18 protein-coding genes and 1 riboswitch are annotated in these 24,082 nt (G+C 42.6%); of the genes, 2 read left to right on the forward strand and 16 right to left on the reverse strand.

Annotated elements, in window-relative coordinates; translation table 11 throughout:
* Window positions 1-29: 29 nt before the first annotated feature.
* The 8 genes from dtd to OLM45_RS00740 all read right to left on the reverse strand — a co-directional run bounded on the left by dtd (window position 30) and on the right by OLM45_RS00740 (window position 8,432).
* Complete coding sequence (gene dtd / locus OLM45_RS00705) at window positions 30-482, reverse strand: D-aminoacyl-tRNA deacylase (RefSeq protein WP_264511113.1); 453 nt, start codon at window positions 480-482, stop codon at window positions 30-32.
* Between the two features lie 114 nt (window positions 483-596).
* On the reverse strand, window positions 597-1,562 hold the full coding sequence (gene rsgA / locus OLM45_RS00710) for a ribosome small subunit-dependent GTPase A (protein ID WP_264511115.1): 966 nt from the start codon (window positions 1,560-1,562) through the stop codon (window positions 597-599).
* A 67-nt stretch (window positions 1,563-1,629) separates the two neighbouring features.
* Entirely contained in the window at window positions 1,630-3,291 is a 1,662-nt protein-coding gene (locus tag OLM45_RS00715; RefSeq protein WP_264511117.1) for a hypothetical protein, read from the reverse strand.
* An 82-nt stretch (window positions 3,292-3,373) separates the two neighbouring features.
* A complete protein-coding gene (locus OLM45_RS00720; protein WP_264511119.1) occupies window positions 3,374-4,459 on the reverse strand; it encodes a bifunctional 3-deoxy-7-phosphoheptulonate synthase/chorismate mutase type II in 1,086 nt (361 codons plus the stop codon).
* Window positions 4,460-4,464: 5 nt separating this feature from the next.
* The gene (locus tag OLM45_RS00725) at window positions 4,465-5,316 is read right to left on the reverse strand and encodes a prephenate dehydrogenase (RefSeq protein WP_264511121.1); all 852 of its coding nucleotides are present in this window, start codon (window positions 5,314-5,316) and stop codon (window positions 4,465-4,467) included.
* Window positions 5,313-6,461 carry a pyridoxal phosphate-dependent aminotransferase gene (locus OLM45_RS00730; protein WP_264511123.1) on the reverse strand — a complete coding sequence of 383 codons (1,149 nt, stop codon included), beginning with the start codon at window positions 6,459-6,461 and terminating at the stop codon, window positions 5,313-5,315. The genes OLM45_RS00725 and OLM45_RS00730 overlap by 4 nt, the downstream gene beginning before the upstream one ends.
* Window positions 6,458-7,282: a prephenate dehydratase gene (locus tag OLM45_RS00735; protein WP_264511125.1), complete on the reverse strand. Its 825-nt coding sequence runs from the start codon at window positions 7,280-7,282 to the stop codon at window positions 6,458-6,460. Before OLM45_RS00735 ends, OLM45_RS00730 begins: the two co-directional genes overlap by 4 nt.
* A gap of 232 nt (window positions 7,283-7,514) precedes the next feature.
* Window positions 7,515-8,432, reverse strand: a complete 918-nt coding sequence (locus tag OLM45_RS00740; protein ID WP_264511127.1) for a M28 family metallopeptidase — start codon at window positions 8,430-8,432, stop codon at window positions 7,515-7,517.
* Between the two features lie 346 nt (window positions 8,433-8,778).
* Between OLM45_RS00740 and gldA the strand changes: the two genes are divergently transcribed.
* A complete protein-coding gene (gldA, locus tag OLM45_RS00745; protein ID WP_264511129.1) occupies window positions 8,779-9,684 on the forward strand; it encodes a gliding motility-associated ABC transporter ATP-binding subunit GldA in 906 nt (301 codons plus the stop codon).
* On the opposite strand, the gene OLM45_RS00750 is transcribed toward gldA, so the two are convergent.
* The 6 genes from OLM45_RS00750 to OLM45_RS00775 form a co-directional block, all read right to left on the reverse strand.
* The gene (locus OLM45_RS00750) at window positions 9,681-10,424 is read right to left on the reverse strand and encodes a head GIN domain-containing protein (protein WP_264511131.1); all 744 of its coding nucleotides are present in this window, start codon (window positions 10,422-10,424) and stop codon (window positions 9,681-9,683) included. The genes gldA and OLM45_RS00750 overlap by 4 nt on opposite strands.
* Window position 10,425: 1 nt before the next feature.
* Window positions 10,426-11,514 (reverse strand): acyloxyacyl hydrolase, encoded by a 1,089-nt coding sequence (locus OLM45_RS00755; protein ID WP_264511133.1) that lies wholly within the window; start codon window positions 11,512-11,514, stop codon window positions 10,426-10,428.
* 401 nt (window positions 11,515-11,915) lie between these two features.
* A complete protein-coding gene (locus OLM45_RS00760) occupies window positions 11,916-13,502 on the reverse strand; it encodes a T9SS type A sorting domain-containing protein (RefSeq protein ID WP_264511135.1) in 1,587 nt (528 codons plus the stop codon).
* A gap of 178 nt (window positions 13,503-13,680) precedes the next feature.
* Entirely contained in the window at window positions 13,681-14,637 is a 957-nt protein-coding gene (metF, locus tag OLM45_RS00765) for a methylenetetrahydrofolate reductase [NAD(P)H] (RefSeq protein WP_264511137.1), read from the reverse strand.
* Between the two features lie 237 nt (window positions 14,638-14,874).
* Complete coding sequence (gene metH, locus OLM45_RS00770) at window positions 14,875-17,583, reverse strand: methionine synthase (protein WP_264511138.1); 2,709 nt, start codon at window positions 17,581-17,583, stop codon at window positions 14,875-14,877.
* A gap of 7 nt (window positions 17,584-17,590) precedes the next feature.
* Window positions 17,591-18,601, reverse strand: a complete 1,011-nt coding sequence (locus OLM45_RS00775; RefSeq protein ID WP_264511140.1) for a homocysteine S-methyltransferase family protein — start codon at window positions 18,599-18,601, stop codon at window positions 17,591-17,593.
* Window positions 18,602-18,650: 49 nt separating this feature from the next.
* Window positions 18,651-18,760, reverse strand: a riboswitch (SAM riboswitch).
* 277 nt (window positions 18,761-19,037) lie between these two features.
* On the opposite strand from OLM45_RS00775, the gene metK reads away from it, so the two are divergent.
* The gene (metK, locus tag OLM45_RS00780) at window positions 19,038-20,288 is read left to right on the forward strand and encodes a methionine adenosyltransferase (protein ID WP_129461693.1); all 1,251 of its coding nucleotides are present in this window, start codon (window positions 19,038-19,040) and stop codon (window positions 20,286-20,288) included.
* Window positions 20,289-20,345: 57 nt separating this feature from the next.
* Here metK and OLM45_RS00785 read toward each other — a convergent pair whose 3' ends face one another.
* Together OLM45_RS00785 and OLM45_RS00790 are read right to left on the reverse strand one after the other, a co-directional pair.
* A complete protein-coding gene (locus OLM45_RS00785; RefSeq protein WP_264511142.1) occupies window positions 20,346-23,051 on the reverse strand; it encodes a carboxypeptidase-like regulatory domain-containing protein in 2,706 nt (901 codons plus the stop codon).
* Window positions 23,052-23,075: 24 nt separating this feature from the next.
* A complete protein-coding gene (locus tag OLM45_RS00790) occupies window positions 23,076-24,011 on the reverse strand; it encodes a GLPGLI family protein (protein WP_264511144.1) in 936 nt (311 codons plus the stop codon).
* Between the last annotated feature and the right edge of the window lie 71 nt (window positions 24,012-24,082).

Raw genomic sequence — 24,082 nt, forward strand, 5'->3', positions numbered from 1 at the left:
TATAAAATATTAAGAAAAATTAACAACAATTATTCTTTATTTTTTGTGTCGATAATTAAGGTAACGGGACCATCGTTGAGTAAACGTACTTTCATATCCGCACCAAAGATTCCGGTTCCAATTTTTTTTCCTAATACCTTTTCCATTTGGTGAATAAACGCTTCATACAACGGAATAGCTTGTTCAGGTCGTGCCGCGCGGATGTAAGAGGGCCGGTTGCCTTTTTTGGTCATGGCGTGTAAGGTAAACTGACTCACCACGATACAATCGCCATCCGCTTCTTTCACCGAGACATTCATCACTCCCTTTTCATCGCCAAAAATGCGCAAATTGGCAATCTTTGCCGCCAACCAATTCACATCTTCTTGCGTGTCGGCTTCTTCAACACCTAAAAGCACCAAAACGCCCGATTGTATTTCGGAAACACATTTTTCCTCAACTGTAACCGATGCTTGTGAAACTCTTTGAATGACCGCGCGCATGATATTTTATTATAAATTTTGAATTATAAATTTTAAATTATGAGTTACAAGAATAATACAAGCTAATTGCTTTAAAACAGGTTTGATCAGTGACCACTGACCACTACAGACTGATCACTGCAAATTCCGCCGTTCCTCCGCATACTGATCCCCGCGGTAGTGCTCTTCTTCTCCTTCTAATATTTGCATATAACTTCGGTACCTTGACCAAGCAATATCATCAGCGTCTAAAGCTTTTTTAACCGCGCAATGGGGTTCTTCTTTATGCAAACAATTGTTGAATTTACAGTCTTCTTTCAAGGCAAAAAACTCCGGAAAATAATCCCCCACCTCTTGCGGTTCCATATCCACTACCCCAAACCCGCGGATTCCAGGCGTATCAATGATTTTAGATCCAAACGACAAATCAAACATTTCGGCAAAAGTCGTGGTATGTTGCCCTTGTTGATGGGAGTCGGATATAGCCGAAGTGCGTAAATCCAACGCAGGTTCTAACGCATTGACTAAGGTTGATTTCCCCACCCCAGAATGGCCGGAGAACATACACACTTTATCCTGCATCATCGCTTTTAATTCTTCCAATCCCTTATGTTCCAGTGCAGAAACGCGCAAACAAGTATAACCAATCTGACTATAGACATACTGTAAATACAGCTGTTCGTCTAATGCTGCCTCATCATAGGTATCTATTTTATTGAAAATCAGCACCGCCTCTATACCATACGCTTCTGCAGTGACCAAAAATCGGTCAATAAAAGAAGTCGTCGTCGTGGGGTTATTGATGGTCACCAACAAAAAAACAACATCGATATTCGAAGCAATAATATGGACTTGCTTGGAAAGGTTGACCGATTTCCGAATAATGTAATTCTTGCGGTCGTGGATGTGGTGGATTTGACCCATGGTTTCATCCGTGGACTGATCCAATTCAAAATCAACAACATCGCCTACCGCAATAGGATTGGTACTTTTGATTCCTTTAATCCGGAATTTCCCTTTTATACGGCATTCGTATACTTCGCCCGTTGCGGTTTTTACGGTGTAATAACTCCCCGTTGATTTATAAACCCATCCTGTCATGATGCAAAATTACATTTTATCCTTTCTAAACATAAAAAAAAGCTGTTTTTCAACAGCTTTCTTATTTTTAATCTTCTAAAATCATTCGACCTAACTTATCATTCGATTTTCGGGAAGCATAAATAATGAATTCCCGTTCGTTTTTACGGCAATAGACACCGGGGCGAATCACCAATTCATTTTTTATCACCTCTTCAGGATCTTTTCGGGACATATTGCCTTGCGCATCAAAAACAAATAATGAAGGTACCGCATTGTTGTAATTCCCCATGGAGCGAATTTCCTCAATATTGGTTATCCCTTTATTTTTCACGTGATCATTGATCAAAATATTCAACTGTCCATTTTTGTAAATCGGAATAAAACTTAAGTATTCCGGACCTTTACCCATCATCGCTACAGGAATAGACATTCCTAATGCCACATTATAACTCCCTGACGAACCTCCTGCAAATAAATTCACAGACATAGCAGTAATGGTAGCCGATTGTTCTTTGGGCACTACATTCCCCCACTCAAATGTTCCATCCGGACGTAAACTGGTTACAATAATTTCGTTGGTGATGTAGGTAATCGGTTGAAATCCTAAGGGGCCAATTCCTTGACGCTGTCCAAAAACTACCATTTGGTATTCAGACAATACAATCAAACCGCCATCGTTCTTTTCGATAATTGTTTGAATATTGTACAACGGCTTCACGTCTTTTCCTTTTTTGGCACGACGCTCACCGATTAATTTCACTTTTGTCGCATAATCAAATTCATTGAAAACACTTTTTCCCACGGTATTATCCGCCACATTGATGGTGATGTTGTAAATCCCTTTCAACTCTTTATTGGCTCTACCGCTTTCGCGAACGCTGGAAAAGAAACCGGTTAATTTTACCGTACCTTTATTGGTGGCCAACATTTTACAGTTGATGATTTCTTTATCTACAATGTCCACTTTCACCACGTCTTTTTTATAGCCGTTGGCTTTTTTGTACAAATGCAACTCTACTTTCTCAACTTTTTCTTTTTTCTTCTTATCGCGGTATCCTTCATTCACTACGATAAACACATCGTCATTCACATTAACGTCAAAATCAGAAATCGTAAACTCGTAATCTTTTTTGTTGTCGTCGTATTTCACAACATCTTCAACCGAAAAAAACGAAGCCATGTTTTCATCAAATAATTTGGTTTCGTATTTCATCGAATCTTCTTTTTCGAACAACGAAGTGTGCATCACCAATAACACTTGCTCATCAGGTGATTTGCGGAAATAGAATCCTCCACGATCCGATTTATTAGCCACTTTGGATTCAAACATCAATGTGGTTTTGGTCGACATTTTCCCTTTTTCATCTATGGGAATTGCAACTAAAGAGAACGTTTTATCGGAACGCACAAACACGCTTCCAATCACGTACAATTTATCGTTTAACAAAACCATTTCTTCAAAATCCAATTCTTTATCCTTTAATTCTGGAAAAATAATCGGATTCTTAGAAAGTTGTTTCATACTTCCCGATTCAAAAATCTTCAAAAAATAATCGGATTTTCCTTTCAAAACCAAAGCGTAGATTTTTCCTTTGGTTTCCCCTACAATCTTAACAATCTTACCACCGTCATCTGGGAGTTCCTCCCCGTAGGTCATGTTAATTTTCTCAATTTTGTTTTGTGCAGATACAAGCGTAGCACTACAGCATAGCAAAGCTGTCACTGCTACAGCAAATAGTTTTTTCATAAAAAGTTAATAATTAGAGGTTATTAAGACCACAATGATAAGGAATTATTTGGAGCAAAAAAAAATCCCCGTAGGGACTTTCTTATTCATTTTTAAACACTTTCTCTTGATGCGAAATACTTTCTTGATGAATCGCCTTGAAAAATTGAACGATAAATTCTTCACTTAAACCGCGTTGCTCGCCTTCTTTCACCATACGTTCCAAAATCTCATTCCAACGTTTGTTCTGTAAAACCGCGACATTTTTTGCCTTTTTCAACGCCCCAATATCTTCGGCCACTTTCATGCGTTGTCCAATCACATCCAATAATTTGGAATCGTAATCGTCAATTTTCACCCGTAATTTGGACAATTGCTGCAAATAATCGCCGTCGGCATCGTCTTCTTTCCGAATGACCAAATCAAAAATAATTTGCTTTAATCGCTCGGGAGTCACTTGCTGTGCCGCATCACTCCAGGCATTATCAGGATCACAATGGGTTTCGATAATCATCCCATCGTAGTTGAAATCCAAGGCTTGTTGGGTCACTTGAAAAATCATATCGCGTTTCCCGGTGATATGCGACGGATCGATAATCAACGGAATATCGGGATACTTGCTTTGAAAATCAATCGCAATTTGCCACTCGGGGTTATTGCGGTACTTGGTTTTTTCATAGGTCGAAAAACCGCGGTGAATTACGCCTAATTTCTTGATTCCCGCATTGTACAAGCGCTCGACACCCCCAATCCACAAGGCCAAATCGGGATTAACCGGATTTTTGACCAGTACAATCTTCTCTGTATTTTGAAGTGCATCCGCAATTTCTTGTACTGCAAATGGATTTACTGTTGTACGCGCACCTATCCACAACACATCAATATCGTGTTCCAACGCCAATTTCACATGCGCTGCTGTAGCTACTTCGACCGCCATCAACAAACCCGTTTCGGCTTTGGCTTTTTGCAACCATTTCAATCCGATTTCACCTACACCTTCAAAGCCTCCTGGGCGTGTTCGGGGTTTCCAAATGCCTGCGCGAAAAATCGACACTTTGGAATCCTGTAATTCGCGGGCAATTTGAAGTACTTGATTTTCGGTTTCTGCGCTACAGGGTCCGGCAATTACCAACGGATGCGGCAATTGAAAATCATCCAGCCAGGTGCGCATTTCTTTATTATTTTCCATAGGACTTATTTTTTGATTCCGTTTAATATTTCTTTGATGCGATTGGTATGTTGCATTTCTTGATACAAGGCGTCATACTGATCGGCTTCCAACAATTCCCGAAATCGGGACAAATTTCGGATATATTCTTCTAATGTTGCCAATACATTAACTTTGTTTTGACCAAAAATGGGCGTCCACATGTCGGGCGAACTCTTTGCCAAGCGCACCGTACTTTCAAATCCGCTACCTGCCATGTCAAAAATATCGCGTTCGTCTTGCTCTTTTTCGATGACGGTTTTACCCAACATGAACGAACTAATATGTGACAAATGGGAGACGTAGGCAATGTGTTTGTCGTGCGACTGCGGGTCCATATACCGGATGCGCATGCCTAATTTTCGAAACAATTCCATGGCGCGTTCTTGCAACCCAAAGGCTGTTTTTTCAACTTCACAAATGATATTCGTTTTGCCTTCAAACAATCCTTGTAAGGCGGCTGTTGGTCCGGAAAACTCGGTTCCCGCAATGGGATGTGTTGCTAAAAAATTGCGTCGGTTGGGATGGTGTTGCACGGCTTCGCATAAGGGTTGCTTGGTCGAACCCACATCCAAGACTAAGGTGTTTTCGTTGACCAAATCCAAGACTTGGGGCACCACAGTAAGCGCTTTATCCACGGGCACCGATACAATCACCATATCCATTTGCGGAATTTCTTCCCATTTCCCTTCTCGGTTCACTAGACCGAGTTCGATCGCTTGTTCCACATGACCCGTATGGGCGTCCAACCCAATGATTTCCGCCTGATCCCAAATCAAACGGATATCCCGAGCGAGCGAACCGCCTATCAAACCAATTCCGATAACTGCTATTTTCATTTTGTAAATCGTTGGATTACTTCTTTAATATTTTCTTCGGTGACACAAAGTGAAAACCGAATGTACCCTTTTCCGTTGCTGCCAAAAATGATACCGGGGGTGATAAATACATGGTAGTGGTATAACCATTCATCTATCAAACTTTCGGCGTCACTTCCTTCGGGTAACTTCGCCCAAACGAAGAGTCCGACCCCTTTTTTATCATACGTACACCCCAACAAATCGGCCAGTTGCCAAATCAGTTCGCGGCGTTTGCTGTAGACCTTATATTGTTGATTAAACCAATCGGATCCCAATGCCAAAGCAGCCACAGCACCTTTTTGTATTCCTAAAAACATACCGCTATCCATGTTGCTTTTGACTTTTAAAACAGCATCGAGAAATTCGGGTTTCCCAACCGCCATACCTACACGCCAACCTGCCATATTAAAGGTTTTGCTGAGTGAATTGAGTTCGATAGCCACCTCGACCGCACCCTCACAATTAAAAATTGAAATTGGGTTGTGGTGCAACACAAAACTGTACGGATTGTCATTGACCAAAAGCAGTTGGTGTTTGTGGGCAAAATCGACCCATTGCTGCAACAGTTCCAAATTTCCCGGCACCCCTGTGGGCATGTGGGGATAACCAATGACCATCATTTTTACTTTAGACAAATCCAATGCTTCCAAAGTGGCAAAGTTGGGCAACCAATCCTGCTCGGGTTGTAGGTCGTAATACACCGCCTCAGCCTGCACCAATTCCGTTACCGAGGCATACGTTGGATATCCCGGATTGGGCAACAACACTTGATCACCGGGGTTTAGAAACGCCATGGCAATGTGCAAAATTCCTTCTTTGGAACCCATTAACGGCAAAAAATCAACGGGGACATCGGGAGCCAAATTAAATTGCGTTTCGTAAAACCGACGCATGCCAGCGCGGAGTTCGGGTATCCCTTGATAACTCTGGTATTCGTGCGCTTTGGGAAGGGAAAGTGCCTCGACTAAGGCTTGTTGTACAGAAGGATGCGGCGGCAAGTCGGGACTCCCAATGCCCATATTAATCACGGGGTGACCTTGAGCCACGAGGGCTTGAACTTCTTTCAATTTGCGCGAGAAGTAATACTCTTGTACGGATTGTAAGCGATCAGCGGGGGTAATCATGGTAATGTATTTTGGTAAATTCCTAATAATTTGAATGAAGAAGCCATTAGGTTGAGTAAGGCAGTGGCCTTTTCAAAATCGCCATAGTCTTCAAAGGTTACATCAACAAAAAAGGCATAGGTAAACGGCGACTCGATTTTGGGCAGTGATTGAATTTTGGTAAGGTTCAAACGGCAATCGCTCATTACGTTAAGCACAGCGGCCAAACTCCCGCGTTGGTGGTGGAGTTCGAACTTCACCGACGCTTTATTGATGGTATTCGAAGGCGCATTGGGTTGGCGCGACACGATAGCAAACCGCGTAAGGTTGTTGTTCACGGTTTGAATTTGTGGCGCGATGATTTCGAGGTCAAATAATTCAGCGGCTACCACACTTCCAATGGCGGCTATACCCTGTAATCGCTGCGCTTGAATGCGGCGGGCGGTTTCGGCAGTATCTTTATCTTCAACGAGTTTGAGATGAGGATGTTGTTTTAAAAACTCCATGCACTGGAGCAAGGCCATGGGATGGGAATGGACTTCTTGGAGGGAAGCCAACGACTGACCGGGGAGTGCCATCAGATTTTGTTGGATTTCCAAATACTGCTCACCGACAATATGAAAATCGTTGCGATCAATCAGGGCATAATTGGGCAATAATGCTCCGGCAATCGAATTTTCTAAGGCCATGACGGCTTGGGTGGCGTGACCACGCAGTAAACTGTCGGCAACTGCTTCAAATGACAGGCATTCCACCAACTCAAAGGCATCTTGAAAATACGCAAGAGCGACTTGATGGTGGAACGAACCTTGAATTCCTTGTATGGCTATTTGTTGTTTCATGGGCAAAAAAAAATCCCGATGGGAATCGGGATTTTCGTATGGTTGCTTAATTTTTTACTTCTTGACATAACACAATACCCATCCCTTTTCCTTCGGTGTGAAGAAATAAAAGAAATAATTAAAATAGGTAGTGAATGTGTTACGCATCAGCTCTGTTGTTTTTGCTAATGTAGTAAAAATATTTTTTTGGGCTAGACATAAATGATAAAAAGTTACGAAATCGATTGCAGACTTATTTCACCCGACTCGGCGTATCTTTCCCTTGCACGATGGATTGTGCACTGACAGCAATTGACTTGATCACTTCGGTCATGTTGGCTAAATCCAAGGTATTCACCTCATCACTCAATTGGTGGTAATTGGGTTCGGCATCCATTTTTGAGGTGGAAATCGTATGAGCAGGGACGCCCAAAGCAGCTAAAGTTGCGTTATCCGAACGGTAGAACAACTGTTCTGCGAGATACGGATCGGGGTGAAATTGAAATGGCGACCCTTGTAAGTTGCGTTGCAAAATAGTCCCGAAATCGGACTTTTCAAAACCGGTGATGTAACATGAGTTTTTACCCCATTTGCTTTCCGTGCCAATCATTTCGATGTTGAACATCGCGACCACTTGATCGGCGGCGATGTTCTTTGAGAAGTACCGCGACCCGAAACCGCCCACTTCTTCAGCGGTGAAGGCTACGAAAATCAAAGTGCGTTCGTTGTTGTTTAAGGTTTTATAGTATTGTGCCAAAGCAATCACAGCGGTTACTCCCGACGCATCATCGTTAGCGCCGTTGTACACGGTATCTGTCCCTGTGGGTTCTGTACCTAGGTGATCATAATGGGCCGAAAAGACCACATACTCATTGGGCTTGGATTTCCCGGGGATCACTCCAATCACGTTGTTGGCGGCTTTGCCTCGAATTTGGAATTCTTGACGGTAATTGGACAACGTACCCCAATAGCCTAAGCCGATTTTGGCAAACTCTTGTTCGATAAACGCCGACGCTTTATCTATACCCGGCGTAAAGAGTTTACGGCCTTGCATGGCATCGGCGGCGAGTTCGTTTTCAATTCGGGTTACTTCCGTTTGGGAAATGGTGGGATTAGTTTGTGCAGTTGCGAATGAAATCGTGGCGGCACACAGGAATAGGATTTTTTTCATGGTGTTTTTGTTGTTTGATGAATGATTTAAGAACAATAACTGCTGCTAAAAGTACACATTTTTAGTAGGCAAAAATGGGGTTATGAATTATGAGTTATGAATAAAGTAGAATAGAACCATTTGATTTTTTTTTTGGAATTCAGCTAATCAGACACACTTTCTAGCACAGATTTGCGTTAAGGATGGAGGCCTTGCGAAGCTCGCCTGAGGTCACGAAGGCAGCGACGGCCGACAGCCTGACCTTGTGGGGTGGAAAACAAGTCACGCAGTGTTGTTTTTCACCCCACAAGGGAACGCCCAAAAATTCAATGAGAATCTGTACCTTTGTGTCAAATTTAGTACTACCATGTCTATAGAAGTTCACGCTATTTCCAAATATTACGGCACACAAAAAGCCTTGGATTCGGTTTCTTTTTCGGTTAAAAAAGGAGAAATCGTGGGTTTCCTCGGACCTAACGGTGCGGGTAAATCGACCTTGATGAAAATCTTAACTACGTTTTTAAGTGCCGATGAAGGGAAAGCCATGGTGAACGAACATGATGTGACTACCGATGCGCTAAAGGTGCAACGCTCGGTGGGTTATTTACCGGAACACAATCCGCTCTACCTCGATTTGTATGTGCGGGAATACTTGGCGTTTAATGCCGATGTATACAAAGTGTCGACTTCGCGCATTGAGGAAGTGATTACCTTAACCGGACTCACTCCTGAGGCGCACAAGAAAATTGGGCAACTCTCTAAAGGGTACCGCCAGCGTGTGGGCTTGGCTACTGCGCTACTCCACAATCCCGAGGTATTGATTTTGGACGAACCCACCACCGGACTCGATCCGAACCAGTTGGTTGAAATTCGCAACGTGATTCGCAACGTCGGTAAAGACAAAACGGTTTTCCTTTCTACCCACATCATGCAAGAAGTGGAAGCGATTTGCGACCGGGTCATCATCATCAACCAAGGGAAAATTGTAACCGACAAGAAACTGGATAAACTGGTGGAAGAGGTAACGGTACAATTGGTGGAAGTCGAATTTGATCAAGCGGTAAACGCTGATTTGTTTGCCCAACTCAAAGGACTGACCCAAACGAAAAACGTGAAAGACAATTTGTGGGAACTGACGTTCCAAACCGAAGAAGACCCGCGCGCCCGTATTTTTGACTTTGCTACCGCTAATGGTTTGCGTGCCTTGCAAATTGTAGCGAAAGCGAAAAACCTCGAACAAATTTTCCGCGAAAAAACGGCCAAGAAAAACTAATTGAACAACAATTGTCCTTGGTAGGTTTGCTGCACATCGATAGTAGGTGGTGTGTGGAATAACACTACATTTCCTGTACTCACGATGCTGCCGTGGATGTACTGCATGGGTTTGACGAGCATGTCATTGGACCCGCGACTGTAGACGTACATATTTTGAACTTCTAAATTTTGAGCTTCGATGCGGCCATCACCTGCCCAGAAAATCAGGGAAGCATTTTGCGCCTGACCCGTAATAAAAAAACGGGAGACGTTATTGTTTTCGATGGTGAATTCGGTCGTATTCACATTCAAAACAAAATCACCTGTAGCCGCACCGGGCACGCCGTCACCGTGGGCATCGTTGGCGTAAATATGCAACAAAGGATAATTTAATGTCCCCACAGACCGGATATCTTGTTCGGTTTTGGAATAAATTTCTTCAAGATTGGGCGCGGTAATGATTACTTTGGCCACACCGTATTCACGCACCCAATTACAAGTAGATTTGTCCCGAATTTTCAACACGTTCCCATCTTGTACAACTTGGATGTTATTGATAAAATTTTCACCCGATTGCAACACGACTTTGTATTCGGGACCTTGGGTGATTTCGACTCCAATGCCGCGATAGACTTCGATTCGGGTGAACGCTGTAACGGGGACTTCACGGGTCATGATTGTACCTTCCGACTCAATACAATCGGAGGGCTTTTCACAAGCAACAAGCAGGACCAGTAAAAGTGCGAGTAGTTTTTTCATCTTATAAACGGATTCCTAGACCAAATTCGATAGCCTCAGCCAGAAACATGTGGGTTTTCAAACTCAAGGCGGAAAAGACTTTGGGTGTCCAATAATATTTTAATCCGATGCGGTCATACACCGGAATTTCGTTATGCAATGGATCATAAAAATAATACCCCACCTGAGCCTCAAGCGACAAGCGGTTGATGTACAATTCATAGCCCGCAAAAATACCTGCACGTTTGTAATCGGTATTGGGGTCGATATGATCTTCGGGGTAAGCCGCAGATTTGTATTTGATAAAGTCTTTGAAACTTTGGGTAAGGAAAAGATCGGCTCCCAGTTGCACACCGCTTTTGCGATTCAAACGCTTGTCGATATAAGCCCCGAGGTGATACAACGGATGGCGGCCGCTGTTGACGACCGAACTCTCATTAAACCCCGTGCGGAACACAAAATTATAGTGCAATTTTTCACGGTAATTCGTCTTCACTTTGGTTGTGTCGGGCGAATTAGAAACGGGTTTTTGAAGGTTGTAAGCGAGTCCGATCGTGAGTCCATATGTATTGATACCACTGTTGGGCGACTTCGAACGGCCGTTGGAATAATGCGTGAATAACAATCCGGCCGACACGTCTAGTTGGTTATGAAACAACGGTTGGTGGTACTCGAGTCCGATGTTGATATTGGCCAAAAGCGTACTCCCAAACGCTTTGTTTTTGGAATTGGTCACCTTGTCATACGGCTGGTTCATATACGCCACACCCGCGGCTGTTTGGACTTGGAGGTGCCGTTTTAAAAAATTAAATCGGAAATATGTCCCTGTGGCCCAACTGTGTCCGAGGAACCGGTTGTTGAAATCTTGGTACAACAAATACACGCCATACGATGGATAATTATAAGCCGCATGCCATTCTTGTGCGCCGTGGGTTTGCAAGTTATAATTGAATTGAATGCCTTCGGGATGTCCTTGCAAATGGTACAAATCGGGAGTATGCGGCAAGACATTTCCTCTGAAAAAACGGACTTCAAAAGACGGTGTATTGGCGTTTTTCTGGGCGAAAAGGGCCTGAATTGTAAAGAAAACCAATACGATACTCTTGCGCATGAGTGGAATTTAGTGAAGCAAATATAAAAGAAATTGGGAATTTGAAATTTGAAATTTTAAATGAGAGCAAACAACATAGTCTGTTCTCTCTTCGTATTTTTACTTTATGAAAGAAAACTTTACACCACCTCAAAATATTTACTTAATTCTTTTGGTGACCTTTATTGCGTCTGTATTATTTAAAAATGGCATTGGATTCATGATATGGTTAGGATTGCATTTTGTTTTGAATGGTTATATTCTCTACAAAATTCCACAATGGAATTTACAGCACCCTAAACGATGTCGTAATTTATCTTTCGTATTAATTGTGGTTCCCCTTCTTTTAATTGGCTTTTTGTATTATACTTTAAGAAATATACGCATATGTTAAGTTCTTCACATGAATTGAAAATAAATCCTTATTCCTTCACCACTTTCCGTGTCACGCGTTCTCCAGTAGCAAGTTGGACCTGGACATAATACACCCCCGCTTCAAGCGAAGACAAGTCAAGTGTTTCGACATGTTTACGGGTGAAGACTTGTTTCCCTAATGCGTCAAAAAGGATAACCTCATCATAGGTTTGTCCCAATTCTAAACTGGTTTTTGTCGGATTAGGATAGAACGCTTGTAATGGTGACGACACCTCTGGCGAACTGAGCGAAATATAATCTTGGTAGCGGTACAATATCGCGCTGACCATAACAACCAACTTATTGTCATTTTGTAAATGTGCTGCTCGCGCCCAATCCCAAGCGGTTACATCATTCAAATAATAACCATTGGTCATGAAAGCCGAATATAAGGTAGTATCCTCATTCAAATGCGCAATAATGTAATTGTAGGAATTGCTCTGACGCACGGTCATGCACAGAATGTATTGCCCGTTGGGCATTTGCTCAATTAAATCCGAACTGATTCCAGGGTAATTTTCAGCCCCAATGGTGTAATGATTGGGCACCGCAATATTGGTGAAACTCATTCCATCCCCACTAAATGAGGGATCTAAAACGCCGTTGGGATCCAACTTGGCAAAAGCCAACCCGCTCGTAACATTGAGTCCGGCCACCATCAAACTCCCATTGAATTGTACAAACAAATTTCCGGGATACGTCTTTCCACCGAAGTTGATTTGGGTAATACCGTTGGTTCCGAACCAAGTTGTCAAACTTCCGTTGCTATTGATTCGCATGACGGTTAGGTTCGAACTCGTGCTCGAAGGGACGACATTCCCTAACAACAGAAAATCGCCATTATCGGCGGCGTATATATTTGAAAAACTATCGGTGCCGGTCAGTGGTGATTCAAAAATACCGTTCACTCCAAAGGTAGTATCCACCGCTCCATTCGCCGTAAAACGAATCGCCAAACCACTGCCATCGTAATTGGTTCCGCCCAAATACCAATAATTGTAACCCACAGCTAGAATTCGGCCCTGACTGTCTACGGTGACATCTGTCAAACGCTCATCGTTGGGATCGGCACTGGTTTCTACATAGGTATTGAGAATCGTCACGCCGTTGGTTCCAAAACTGGTATCTTTTGTTCCATTGGCGTTCAAACGACAGATAAAAACGCGGTAATCGGTGGTAAATCCCCCTAAATTATGACTGCGCCCTACCAACACGATTTTACCATCATTTTGCACCGTAATCCCTGAAATATCAAAGCGCTCCGCATGATTATTGGACGTAAACAAAGCGGTACCGTTAGTTCCAAAAGACGGGTCTAGACTTCCATTCTCCAAATATTTCTTCACGCCAATGGTAGGCGCTAAATTCGGAAACTGAATACTAAAATTTGGATTCAACGAATACGGAATCAACACCGATCTATCTTGATAAAAATAACTCGCATTCGACACCCCACTAATTCCACTGTTATAGGCATTTCCCGAGGGCAATCCCGTATCAACAATTCCGCCATTGCCATAAGTTGGATCCAAAAGCAACTGGGCAAACGTAAATGACGTACAGCATAAAATAAGTAAAGTAATCCGTTTTTTCATGGCGCTTTTTTTTACAAATATAATAGAAACTCCTTTTAGTCAAAAAGTTATGAGTTATGAATTATGAGTTAAAACCCCAACCCTCTAACGTCTAATGTCCAACGACTAAAGTCTAAAAAAAACCTGCCCCACCGAAGTGCAACAGGTTTTCAAATATAAAGGGGTTAGTTAGTAGCGATTAAAACACCTCTTTGGCAATGGCCTTTATGTTGTCGGCTTTCCCCATCGAATAGTAATGCAACACGGGAACGCCCGCAGCCAAGAGTTCTTTACTCTGCGCAATGCACCATTCAATACCAATCTGTTTCACGGCATCGTTGTCTTTGGCGCGCACCACTTCCATAATCAAACTGTCGGGCAATTCCAGACTGAAACGGTGCGGAATCAAGTTCAATTGCTTCTTCGTAGCAATCGGTTTGAGTCCGGGAATAATCGGCACCTCAATACCTGCTTTCCGACATTTGTCCACAAAGTCAAAAAACTTTTGGTTGTCAAAAAACATTTGCGTGATGATATAATCGGCGCCATTCTTAATCTTTTGTTTTAAGAAATGGATATCCGAATCCAAACTCGGCGCTTCCATGTGCTTTTCTGGATAGCCCGCCACCCCGATACAAAAATTGGTTTTGGCGGTATTTTTCAAGTCTTCGTCCAAATAAATGCCGCGGTTCAAATTACTAATTTGCTCCACCAAATCCGAAGCATAATGATTCCCGTCCTTCTCGGGTTTGAAATAAGTTTCCGTTTTCAACGCATCCCCGCGCAACGCCACCACATTGTCAATACCGAGGAAGTCCAAGTCGATCAACAAGTTCTCCGTATCTTCTTTGGTAAAGCCGCCGCACAGTACGTGCGGAATCGCATCCACGTCGTATTTCCCTTGAATGGCCGCACAAATTCCTACGGTGCCCGGACGTTTTTTTACAATTTTCTTTTGCAACAAACCGTTCTCCAACTCCTTAAATTCGTACTCCTCACGGTGGTAGGTCACGTCAATAAACGGCGGTTGAAATTCCATCAACGGATCAATCCCGTCAAAAATCGATTGGATATTCTGCCCTTTCAACGGCGGTAAAATCTCAAAAGAAAACAACGGTTTTCCTTGGGCATTTTCGATATGTTGGGTTACCTTCATGAAATTTTTGTTTAATGTTTAATGTTTAATGTTCAATGTTTTTTTGGGCGCGTCCCTGTGGCAGCACCTTGGTCTTCATTTCGTAAAACTGCGCCCACAGGGTCGGGTTATCCGCGGTGCACGGCACCTTGCTTCTACCCCTCGCGCAATCCCTGCACCAATCACTCCTGATGAATAGGAACAAGTCACTAATTACTAATCACTAATTACTAATCACTAGTCACTAGTCACTAATCACTAATCCGCCACATTCGGCGCCAGCCATTTGTGCGCCACTTCCACCGAAACGCCACGACGCTGAGCGTAATCTTCCACCTGATCGGCTTTGATTTTCCCCAATCCAAAATACTTGCTTTCTGGATGGGCAAAATAGTACCCCGACACCGAAGCCGCTGGCCACATCGCCATACTTTCGGTCAAGGTCACTCCAATGCGCTCTTCCACTTGCAAAAGTTTCCAAATCGTCGGTTTTTCCAAATGGTCGGGACAAGCGGGATAGCCCGGTGCGGGTCGGATCCCCTTATAATCTTCGGCAATCAAGGCTAAGTTATCCAACTGTTCGTCGCTGGCATAGCCCCAAATTTCTTTCCGAACCTTCCAATGCAAATATTCAGCAAACGCCTCCGCCAATCGGTCGCCCAAGGCTTTGACCATAATCGCCTGGTAATCGTCCAAATCCTGTTCAAACACGGCTGCTTTTTCATCCACTCCAAAACCCGTCGTCACACAAAAACACCCGATATAATCTTGCACACCCGTTTCTTTGGGTGCGATAAAGTCGGCCAACGCGATATTCGGCGCACCCGCCGTTTTTTTCGACTGCTGACGCAGGGTGAGGAAAGTTGTAGGTTGTGGGTTATCGGTTGTTGGTAACACTTCGATATCATCATCGTTGACGGTATTTGCGGGAAAAATACCTACCAATCCTTTGGCGGTAAACCAGTTTTCCTCAACGATTTGGGCCAACATTTTTTGAGCATCGTCAAATAGCTGTTGCGCTTGTTCGCCCACAACATCATCGTTCAATAGCGCAGGATATTTCCCAAACAACTGCCACGAATGGAAGAACGGCGTCCAGTCGATAAACGGCACCAATTCTACCAAGGTTACCTTCACTTCTTGTACCCCAATAAAATTGGGCTGTACCGGTTGGTATTGGTCCCAATCCAAAAGCAATTTATTCGCACGTGCTTCACTGAGACGCAAAAACTCCTTTTCGCGACTGCGGTTCAAATACCCTTCGCGCAATTGATCGTATTCCTCCCGAATTTGTTCGGCATAAGTGACTTTATTTTCGGGTTGCAACAAATTACTCGCAACTGTTACGGCACGCGAGGCATCGTTGACATGCACCACACTTCCCGTGTATTCGGGGGCAATCTTCACGGCAGTATGGGCACGCGAAGTCGTTGCGCCTCCAATCATAATCGGGATGGAAATATTCAAGCGCTCCATCTCTTTGGCGAGATAGACCATTTCGTCCAAAGACGGTGTAATCAAACCACTCAATCCGATGATGTCTACATTTTCAGCGACAGCAGTTTGTATAATTTTCTCAGGCGGTACCATCACCCCCAAGTCGATAATTTCAAAGTTATTACAGGCCAACACCACCGATACGATGTTTTTTCCGATATCGTGTACGTCGCCTTTTACAGTAGCCATGAGCACTTTTCCAGCCCCTGCCGACTGACCGTCTTTGCTGGCTTCAATAAATGGCAACAAATAGGCTACAGCTTTTTTCATGACTCGAGCCGATTTCACCACTTGCGGCAAGAACATTTTTCCCGATCCAAACAAATCGCCGACTACATTCATCCCATTCATCAAATGTTGTTCGATGACTTGGATGGGTTTATCAACCAAATGACGTGCTTCTTCCACATCCTGCTCTATAAATTCGTCCAAACCTTTCACTAAAGAATGCGTAAGGCGTTCTTGTACTGAACCGTTGCGCCATTCTTGAACAATCTTATCCGTGGTTTTGGTATCCGATTTTAAGTTTTCGGCGTAGTCAAGCAAACGTTCTGTCGCATCGTCACGACGGTCGAGCAAAACATCTTCAACATAGGTGAGTAAATCGGGGTCAATTTCGTCATAAATCTCCAGCATTTCCGGATTCACAATACCCATCGTCATGCCGTGTTGGATGGCATGGTAAAGAAAGGCCGAGTGCATGGCTTCACGCACTTTGTCATTCCCACGGAAGGAAAACGACACGTTACTCACCCCACCCGAAACATGGGCATAAGGCAGATTTTCACGAATCCATTTTGTCGCTAAAAAGAAATCCAACGCATTGCGGCGGTGTTCTTCCATACCGGTAGCAACGGGAAAAATATTGGGATCAAAAATGATATCGGTAGCCGGAAAACCCACTTGATGCACCAAGATATCGTAGCTGCGTTTACAGATTTCGATTCGACGTTCGTAAGTATCCGCTTGTCCCACCTCATCAAAAGCCATGACAATCACGGCAGCGCCGTAACGTTTAATCAATTTGGCATGATGGATAAAAGCAGCTTCCCCTTCTTTCAAGGAAATCGAATTCACGACGCCTTTTCCTTGAATGACTTTGAGTCCGGCTTCAATAATTTCCCATTTCGAACTGTCGATCATCACGGGAACACGTGCAATATCGGGTTCGGCGGCAATTAAATTTAGGAATTTGGTCATGGCTTCTACCCCATCAAGCATTCCTTCGTCCATGTTGACGTCGATGATTTGCGCACCACCTTCTACTTGGGCGCGTGCGATATCTACGGCGGCTTCATAATTCCCTTCTTTAATCAAACGTAAAAACTTACGCGAACCCGTCACATTGGTCCGTTCCCCTACGTTCACAAAGTTGGTTTCTGGAGTGATGATTAGTGGTTCTAACCCGGATAATTGCAAATATTGGGTTATCGGTTGTCGGTTGTCGGTTGTCGGTATCTCCTTACTCATAATGCACTTATAAACGGGCTACTGATGACTGTAAACTGCTCTCGGTTCTCGGTTTAAATTCGGCAGCCACTTGTGCAATCGCACGAATATGCTCAGGGGTAGTCCCACAACAGCCACCGATAATGTTCACCAAGTTTTCATTCAAATACTCGCGAATTAAAGCTTGCATTTCTTCGGGTGTTTGATCATACTGACCGAAAGCGTTGGGCAAACCGGCATTGGGATGCGCCGAAATATTGAGTTGGGTATGTTGGCCCAAGCGTTTTAAATACGGTTTCAATTGATCAGCTCCGAGTGCACAATTGAAGCCTACACTCAACAAAGGAATGTGTGCAATCGATATCAAAAACGCTTCCACCGTTTGCCCGGACAACGTTCGTCCTGAGGCATCGGTAATGGTTCCAGAAACCATTACGGGAATGTCGGATTGGCGTTCTTCTTTTACTTCTTCGATAGCAAATAAGGCGGCTTTCGCGTTCAGTGTATCAAATATGGTTTCGACCAAAAGTAGGTCGGCTCCCCCATCCATAAGTGCTTCCACTTGTTGGCGGTAAGCCATTCGCAAATCGTCGAAGGTTACGGCACGATAGCCAGGGTCGTTGACATCCGGACTCATACTGGCAGTACGGTTGGTCGGACCGATAGAACCTGCCACAAAACGCGGTTTATCGGTAAACTCATCGGCAACCTCACGTGCTATTTTAGCGGATTGGTAATTGAGTTCGTAGACTAAATCTTCCATGTGGTAATCGGCCATCCCGATAGTCGTTCCCGAAAAGGTATTGGTTTCCACGATGTCGGCACCGGCCTCAAAATAAGCACGATGCACGGCTTTTACCGCCTCGGGTTGGGTAATGGAAAGCAAGTCGTTATTCCCTTTCAAAGGATGAGGAAAATCTTTGAAACGCTCACCTCGGAAGTCGGCTTCCTCAAATTGATTGCGTTGTAACATCGTACCCATGGCGCCATCGAGGACGAGGATTCGCTGTTTTAGAATTTCATTAATATTTACACGCATACTGATAACTAATCTTGTATTGCGTTATCAGGAAAGAGAGGTATTTCCAAAGTTATCTTTTTCTGAACATGGTCAGAATAGAATGTAGCACCTTCCTCAGGGAATGAGGGGTTGCTAAGCGTTCATAGGGTCTATTCCCTCCCGCTTTCGTGATAACGCCATTATTATTAAGAACATCGCAAAGGTAAGACAAGAAATCGGGGATTTCAAAATAAAAATTTGAAAAAAAGCGCAAACGTTTGCGAAAAATTTAAAGATATATTTAGATTTATTGAAATTGATTTTCATAAATTTGCAGTCGAAAAACAGAAGAGGAGAAATTTGATCTGATTGCAACCTCGTAAAAAAATGCTAAAGCAGTGATCCTTCTTTAGTTGTTGCAACCGCATTTCCTTCCCTTCTTAGCTTAATAAAACAAAATTTTAAAGTTATAATTATGGCTTATTTATTTACTTCTGAGTCGGTAAGTGAAGGACACCCAGACAAAGTAGCCGATCAGATTTCTGACGCATTAATCGACAACTTTTTGGCATTTGATGCTGAATCCAAAGTAGCTTGTGAAACTTTGGTAACGACCGGACAGGTAATCTTAGCCGGTGAAGTAAAATCAAACACCTATTTAGACGTTCAACAAATCGCTCGTGATGTGATCAAAAAAATTGGTTACACCAAAAGCGAATACATGTTTGAAGCCAATTCTTGCGGGGTTTTATCTGCCATTCACGAACAATCGGCTGACATCAACCAAGGGGTAGACCGTGCGACGAAAGAAGAGCAAGGGGCTGGTGACCAAGGGATGATGTTTGGTTATGCGACAAACGAAACCAACAATTACATGCCGTTGGCGTTGGATTTATCGCATGCTTTGTTGATCGAATTAGCAAATTTACGTCGCGAGAACAATGAAATTACGTATTTACGTCCGGATGCAAAGTCGCAAGTAACTTTGGAATATTCAGACGATAACAAACCCCAACGTATTGACGCGATTGTGATTTCGACCCAACACGACGACTTCGATCAAGAAGAAGCGATGTTAGCAAAAATCAAGAAAGACATGATTGAAATCTTGATTCCACGTGTGAAAGCAAAATACCCACAATACGCTCATTTATTCAACGACGACATTACGTACCACATCAACCCTACGGGTAAATTCGTTATCGGTGGACCTCACGGAGATACGGGATTAACAGGTCGTAAAATCATCGTAGATACTTACGGTGGAAAAGGGGCACACGGTGGTGGCGCATTCTCTGGAAAAGACCCAAGTAAAGTAGACCGTTCTGCAGCGTATGCTACGCGTCATATTGCAAAAAACTTGGTAGCTGCTGGATTGTGTGATGAAGTTTTGGTACAAGTATCGTATGCGATTGGTGTAGCGAAACCAACCTCTATCAATGTAAACACTTACGGTACGGCTAAAGTTGACTTAAAAGACGGTGACATTAGCAAAATTGTAGAAACGATTTTCGATATGCGTCCGTACTACATCGAACAACGTTTGAAATTGCGTAACCCAATTTACAGTGAGACGGCTGCCTATGGTCACATGGGACGCACGCCTGAAGTGGTGACTAAAACCTTCAAATCGCCTGATGGACAATCGAAAACCGTAGAAGTTGAATTGTTTACTTGGGAAAAATTAGACCACGTTGAAAAAGTAAAAGCGGCTTTTAATTTATAACACTTAGTTATTACGTTCATAAAAAAACCTGACTCTTTCAAGTCAGGTTTTTTGTTTTTATAAGTTGTATTTCAACGTAAGCATTACATAACGTGGCTGTACGAAATATTGCGAATTGGTCACTCGGAATTGGTCAAACGAGTTATCATTTAGCGCCTTGGTGTTCAAGATATTCGTTGCTGAAACTTTATATTCCCATTTGCTGTCTTTCTTTTGGTAGGTGAAACTGGCCGACAAGAAATCGTATTCATTATCGACGGTTTTATCGCCGTTGTAATAATGATAGAATTCATATTCTGACACCAAAGAGAACGCATCCAAGAAATAGTATTCCAAACGCACAAAAGGTTTGTCGGTAAAGAATTTGGTTTTGCTGCGGGGATTTTCAAATTCGCTAATTGAATAAGTGTAACCAATTTCTAAATTGGGCACTTTTTTGTAATTGGTTGCCAATTTAATCGTGTGGTTTTGAGCGATACTTTTCGATAACGCACTTGTTCCTCCTAAGAAATTATAAAACTTCGACCAGTTAACATTGGTTGAAAAAGACGCTTTGTAGTATTTATAAAACGAACGACCGTAAGAACCCGCTCCACTTAAGGTTTCATCCACATAATTGTAATTGTTCAACGGGGACGAAATTTGATTCACGCCACTAAATACCGTTTGTGATTTAATCGCATCAATACTTCGAGTGTAGTTAATAAAGCCCGAAATATTTTCGAAATTGAACATGTTGTATTTGAAATACCGCAAGGAATGGGTTTGCGCCATGGCATTTTCCAAACGACGGTTCCCACTTGACAAACTGCTGTAATTGTTTAATATATAGCCTTCAGCCAATCTTGAAATATCCGTAAATGTATTGGTAATGGCAAAATTATAAGTTAGCGTTTCTGCCTTTTTGATTTGGTAAAGGGCGAAGAAATCAGGTAAGATACGCGTAAAATTTTGCTTATAATCGGAACCCAACTGCACATTATTCATGTTGTAATAATGGAAACTTACCCCCGGATTGAACGTGAATTTTTTGTACAACATTTTATAATGCACCCCTAAAAATACATCGTTGAAATTGTAGGTCACGTTATTGTTATTCTCGGGCGCTGTTAAATTATTGACTGAACCGTTATCCAAAATTTGATAAATCGCCGAATTGAAACTTTGGTACGAATACGTGTTACCAAGAGTTAGATTCAAATTCGCTTTTGGGGTAACCATATAATAGTAATCCACTTTGGCATCCACTTTATTGGTTTTTACCAAACGGTTCTGATTGTAATCGTTACGAGTTTGCGGAATATAGCCATTCAATGCAAAGGGTTGTGTGGCCAAATTAGCATTGTAAAACGGATCTTCATTTTGATACAAATGCTGTAATTCAAAGGCAATCACGTGCTTTTCAGAGGGCGTACTGTAAATGGCAAAATTCTGATTTACGGAAGTCGGCTGTTGGTTTTTGGCTGTATTAATATTTTCATCAAAAGAAAATGTTCCCGATACGGTATTCCGATTCAAATTCCCATTTTCAAGTTGGTCGGAACGCTTTGCCAAAATATCATAATCCATTTGAAATTTGGTGCTTGGCTTGTAGCTTGCACTTCCTTTCATCAACCCAAATTTGCTGTTTTGCTTGGATAAATCGGTGGTATTAGCGATGGTATTGTTGGCAAAATTGGTCGTATTGGTTTGGGTTAGCATTTCTGTTTTCGAACCTGAATAAATTCCGAAACCACTTATGGTCCATGCTTTAGAAGGATTGATGGCAAAATTCACGGCGCCAAATTTAGTGTCTATACTTTTAGCACGGTTGTTGCGCAACATGGCAATTCCGAGGTCATTCGAACCCACATTAAAGCTACTTCCGCCTTTGGACATCATGTTTCGAAAGCCTCCTGTCATTTTAAAATAATCTTGAATGGTCAAGGGCAATTCCCCAATATTATTGATATTGGTAATCACATTAATGCTGTATTTGGGATTGTAATAAAACAACTTCGGATTGACGTTGTAGCGATCGAACTTCGTTTGGGGTTGGAACCCGCCTGCAGCCGTTACATCACCAAACCAGAAGTTTTTCTTACCTTCTTTCAATTTGATGTTCATCGCCACATTGTCTTGGTTGTTTTCTACGCCTTTAAGAATCGAATTTTCATTGTAATTGCGTAACACTTGTACTTTATCAATGGCATCGGCGGGAATGTTTTTCACCCCAAGTTTAGTATCTCCGTCAAAGAAATCTTTGCCTTCCACCATTAATTTAGTTACTTTTTTTCCTTCCACTTCCACTTCTCCGTCGGCATTGACTTCAACACCGGGGAGCTTTTTCAAGACATCTTCCAACTTGCGTTCCGTACCGTTTTTAAACGAATCGGCGTTATACATGATGGTATCACCTTTGATGGAAACGGGCATTTCTTTGATGATTTCCACGCCATCCAACTGAATTCCGCCGGGTTCCATGGCCACGTTTTGGGTCATGTTCTCAGCCTTGGTTTGCAAAGTGATTTCTTTGTTTTGCATCCCGATGTAACTCAATTTGAGTACATAAGTCGTATTGGCTTTTAAAGTCAAGGCAAATTTCCCTTTATCATTGGTAATGGCATAGGAATCGACGCCTTTGGTTTCTTGATTGACAGCCATAATGTTGGCCATTTCCAAAGGTGTTTTTCCCGATTCAGTAACCGTTCCTTCAACACGAATGTTTTGCGCAAAAAGGATTCCAGAACTACAAAGTAGTAAGAGGTAGTATATATTTTTCATGTTTGTCTTTGAAATGAATAAAAATTATCGTCCCATTCTGAATTCCATACGGTTTCCTCCAGGGCCGCTATTCATCTCACGCATTTCCTCCATTTTTTTAAGTACAATATCGTCGTATTCTTTTTGTTTCACCTCTTTTCCATTGGTAGGGGCTTTGATTTCAACTTTGTCTTTGGAGTTCAATACAATTTTAGAACACAATACAATCGTCTTTCCATCATTCACTTCTAAAATCAAACCGGGCAGGCCCCAGTAGCCTTCCGGACCTTGATTAATAGGGATTTCGGGGGTGTACCAAGCCGTGATGGTGATGTCTTTGGGAAGATCAAAATCCTCCATAAAATTAGTACGGGTTTCTTTCTTCTCCGCAGAAGCTGTTTCTGTTTTTGGAGTTTCTTTTTCTTCAGATTTGGCTTCTCCTTCTTTTTTCTCTGCATTGCGACGGGGTCGGAAATTGCGGAAATCGGTTTTGCTTGCGGGAATCACACAAGTCGCTTTCATGCAATTATAACCACCAATTTGTTTGGTTTCCCCGGTCATTTGCCACTTGTAATGAGTCAAGGTATCTTTCACCAAAAACTCTTTCCCCATAAACTCTTTATCTACGGTATACATTTGGTCTTTGACATTTTTATAATACGTTCCTCCGCCGCCCATCACAGAGGCCATCATACGGAAACCGCCATTGCCTTGTCCGGGTGCGTCTAATTTTTCTTCTTCTTTATAAATGGATGCTTGACGATCGAAATTAAGCACAAATGTTTTTTCAAACATCTTTTTCATGCGCTCTTCAATCATTTTTTGCATTTCTGGGGTAATGTTTTTATTCCCTTCAAAACGGGATTTGAAATCGGCTGTACTTGTTTTGGATTCGTACACCGCCATTCCTTGAAAATCTTTTTGTGCCCAAATAGTTGTAGAACAAAAAAGAAGTGATGCAAAAAGAAAAAACTGTTTCATTATTATAGTTGTTTTAAGGAAAACAAATATGACGAAATACCCGCCAATTTGTTACCAAGGTTTTGTTAAAT

Source organism: Flavobacterium sp. N1719 (genome assembly GCF_025947045.1).
Lineage (GTDB): Bacteria > Bacteroidota > Bacteroidia > Flavobacteriales > Flavobacteriaceae > Flavobacterium > Flavobacterium stagni.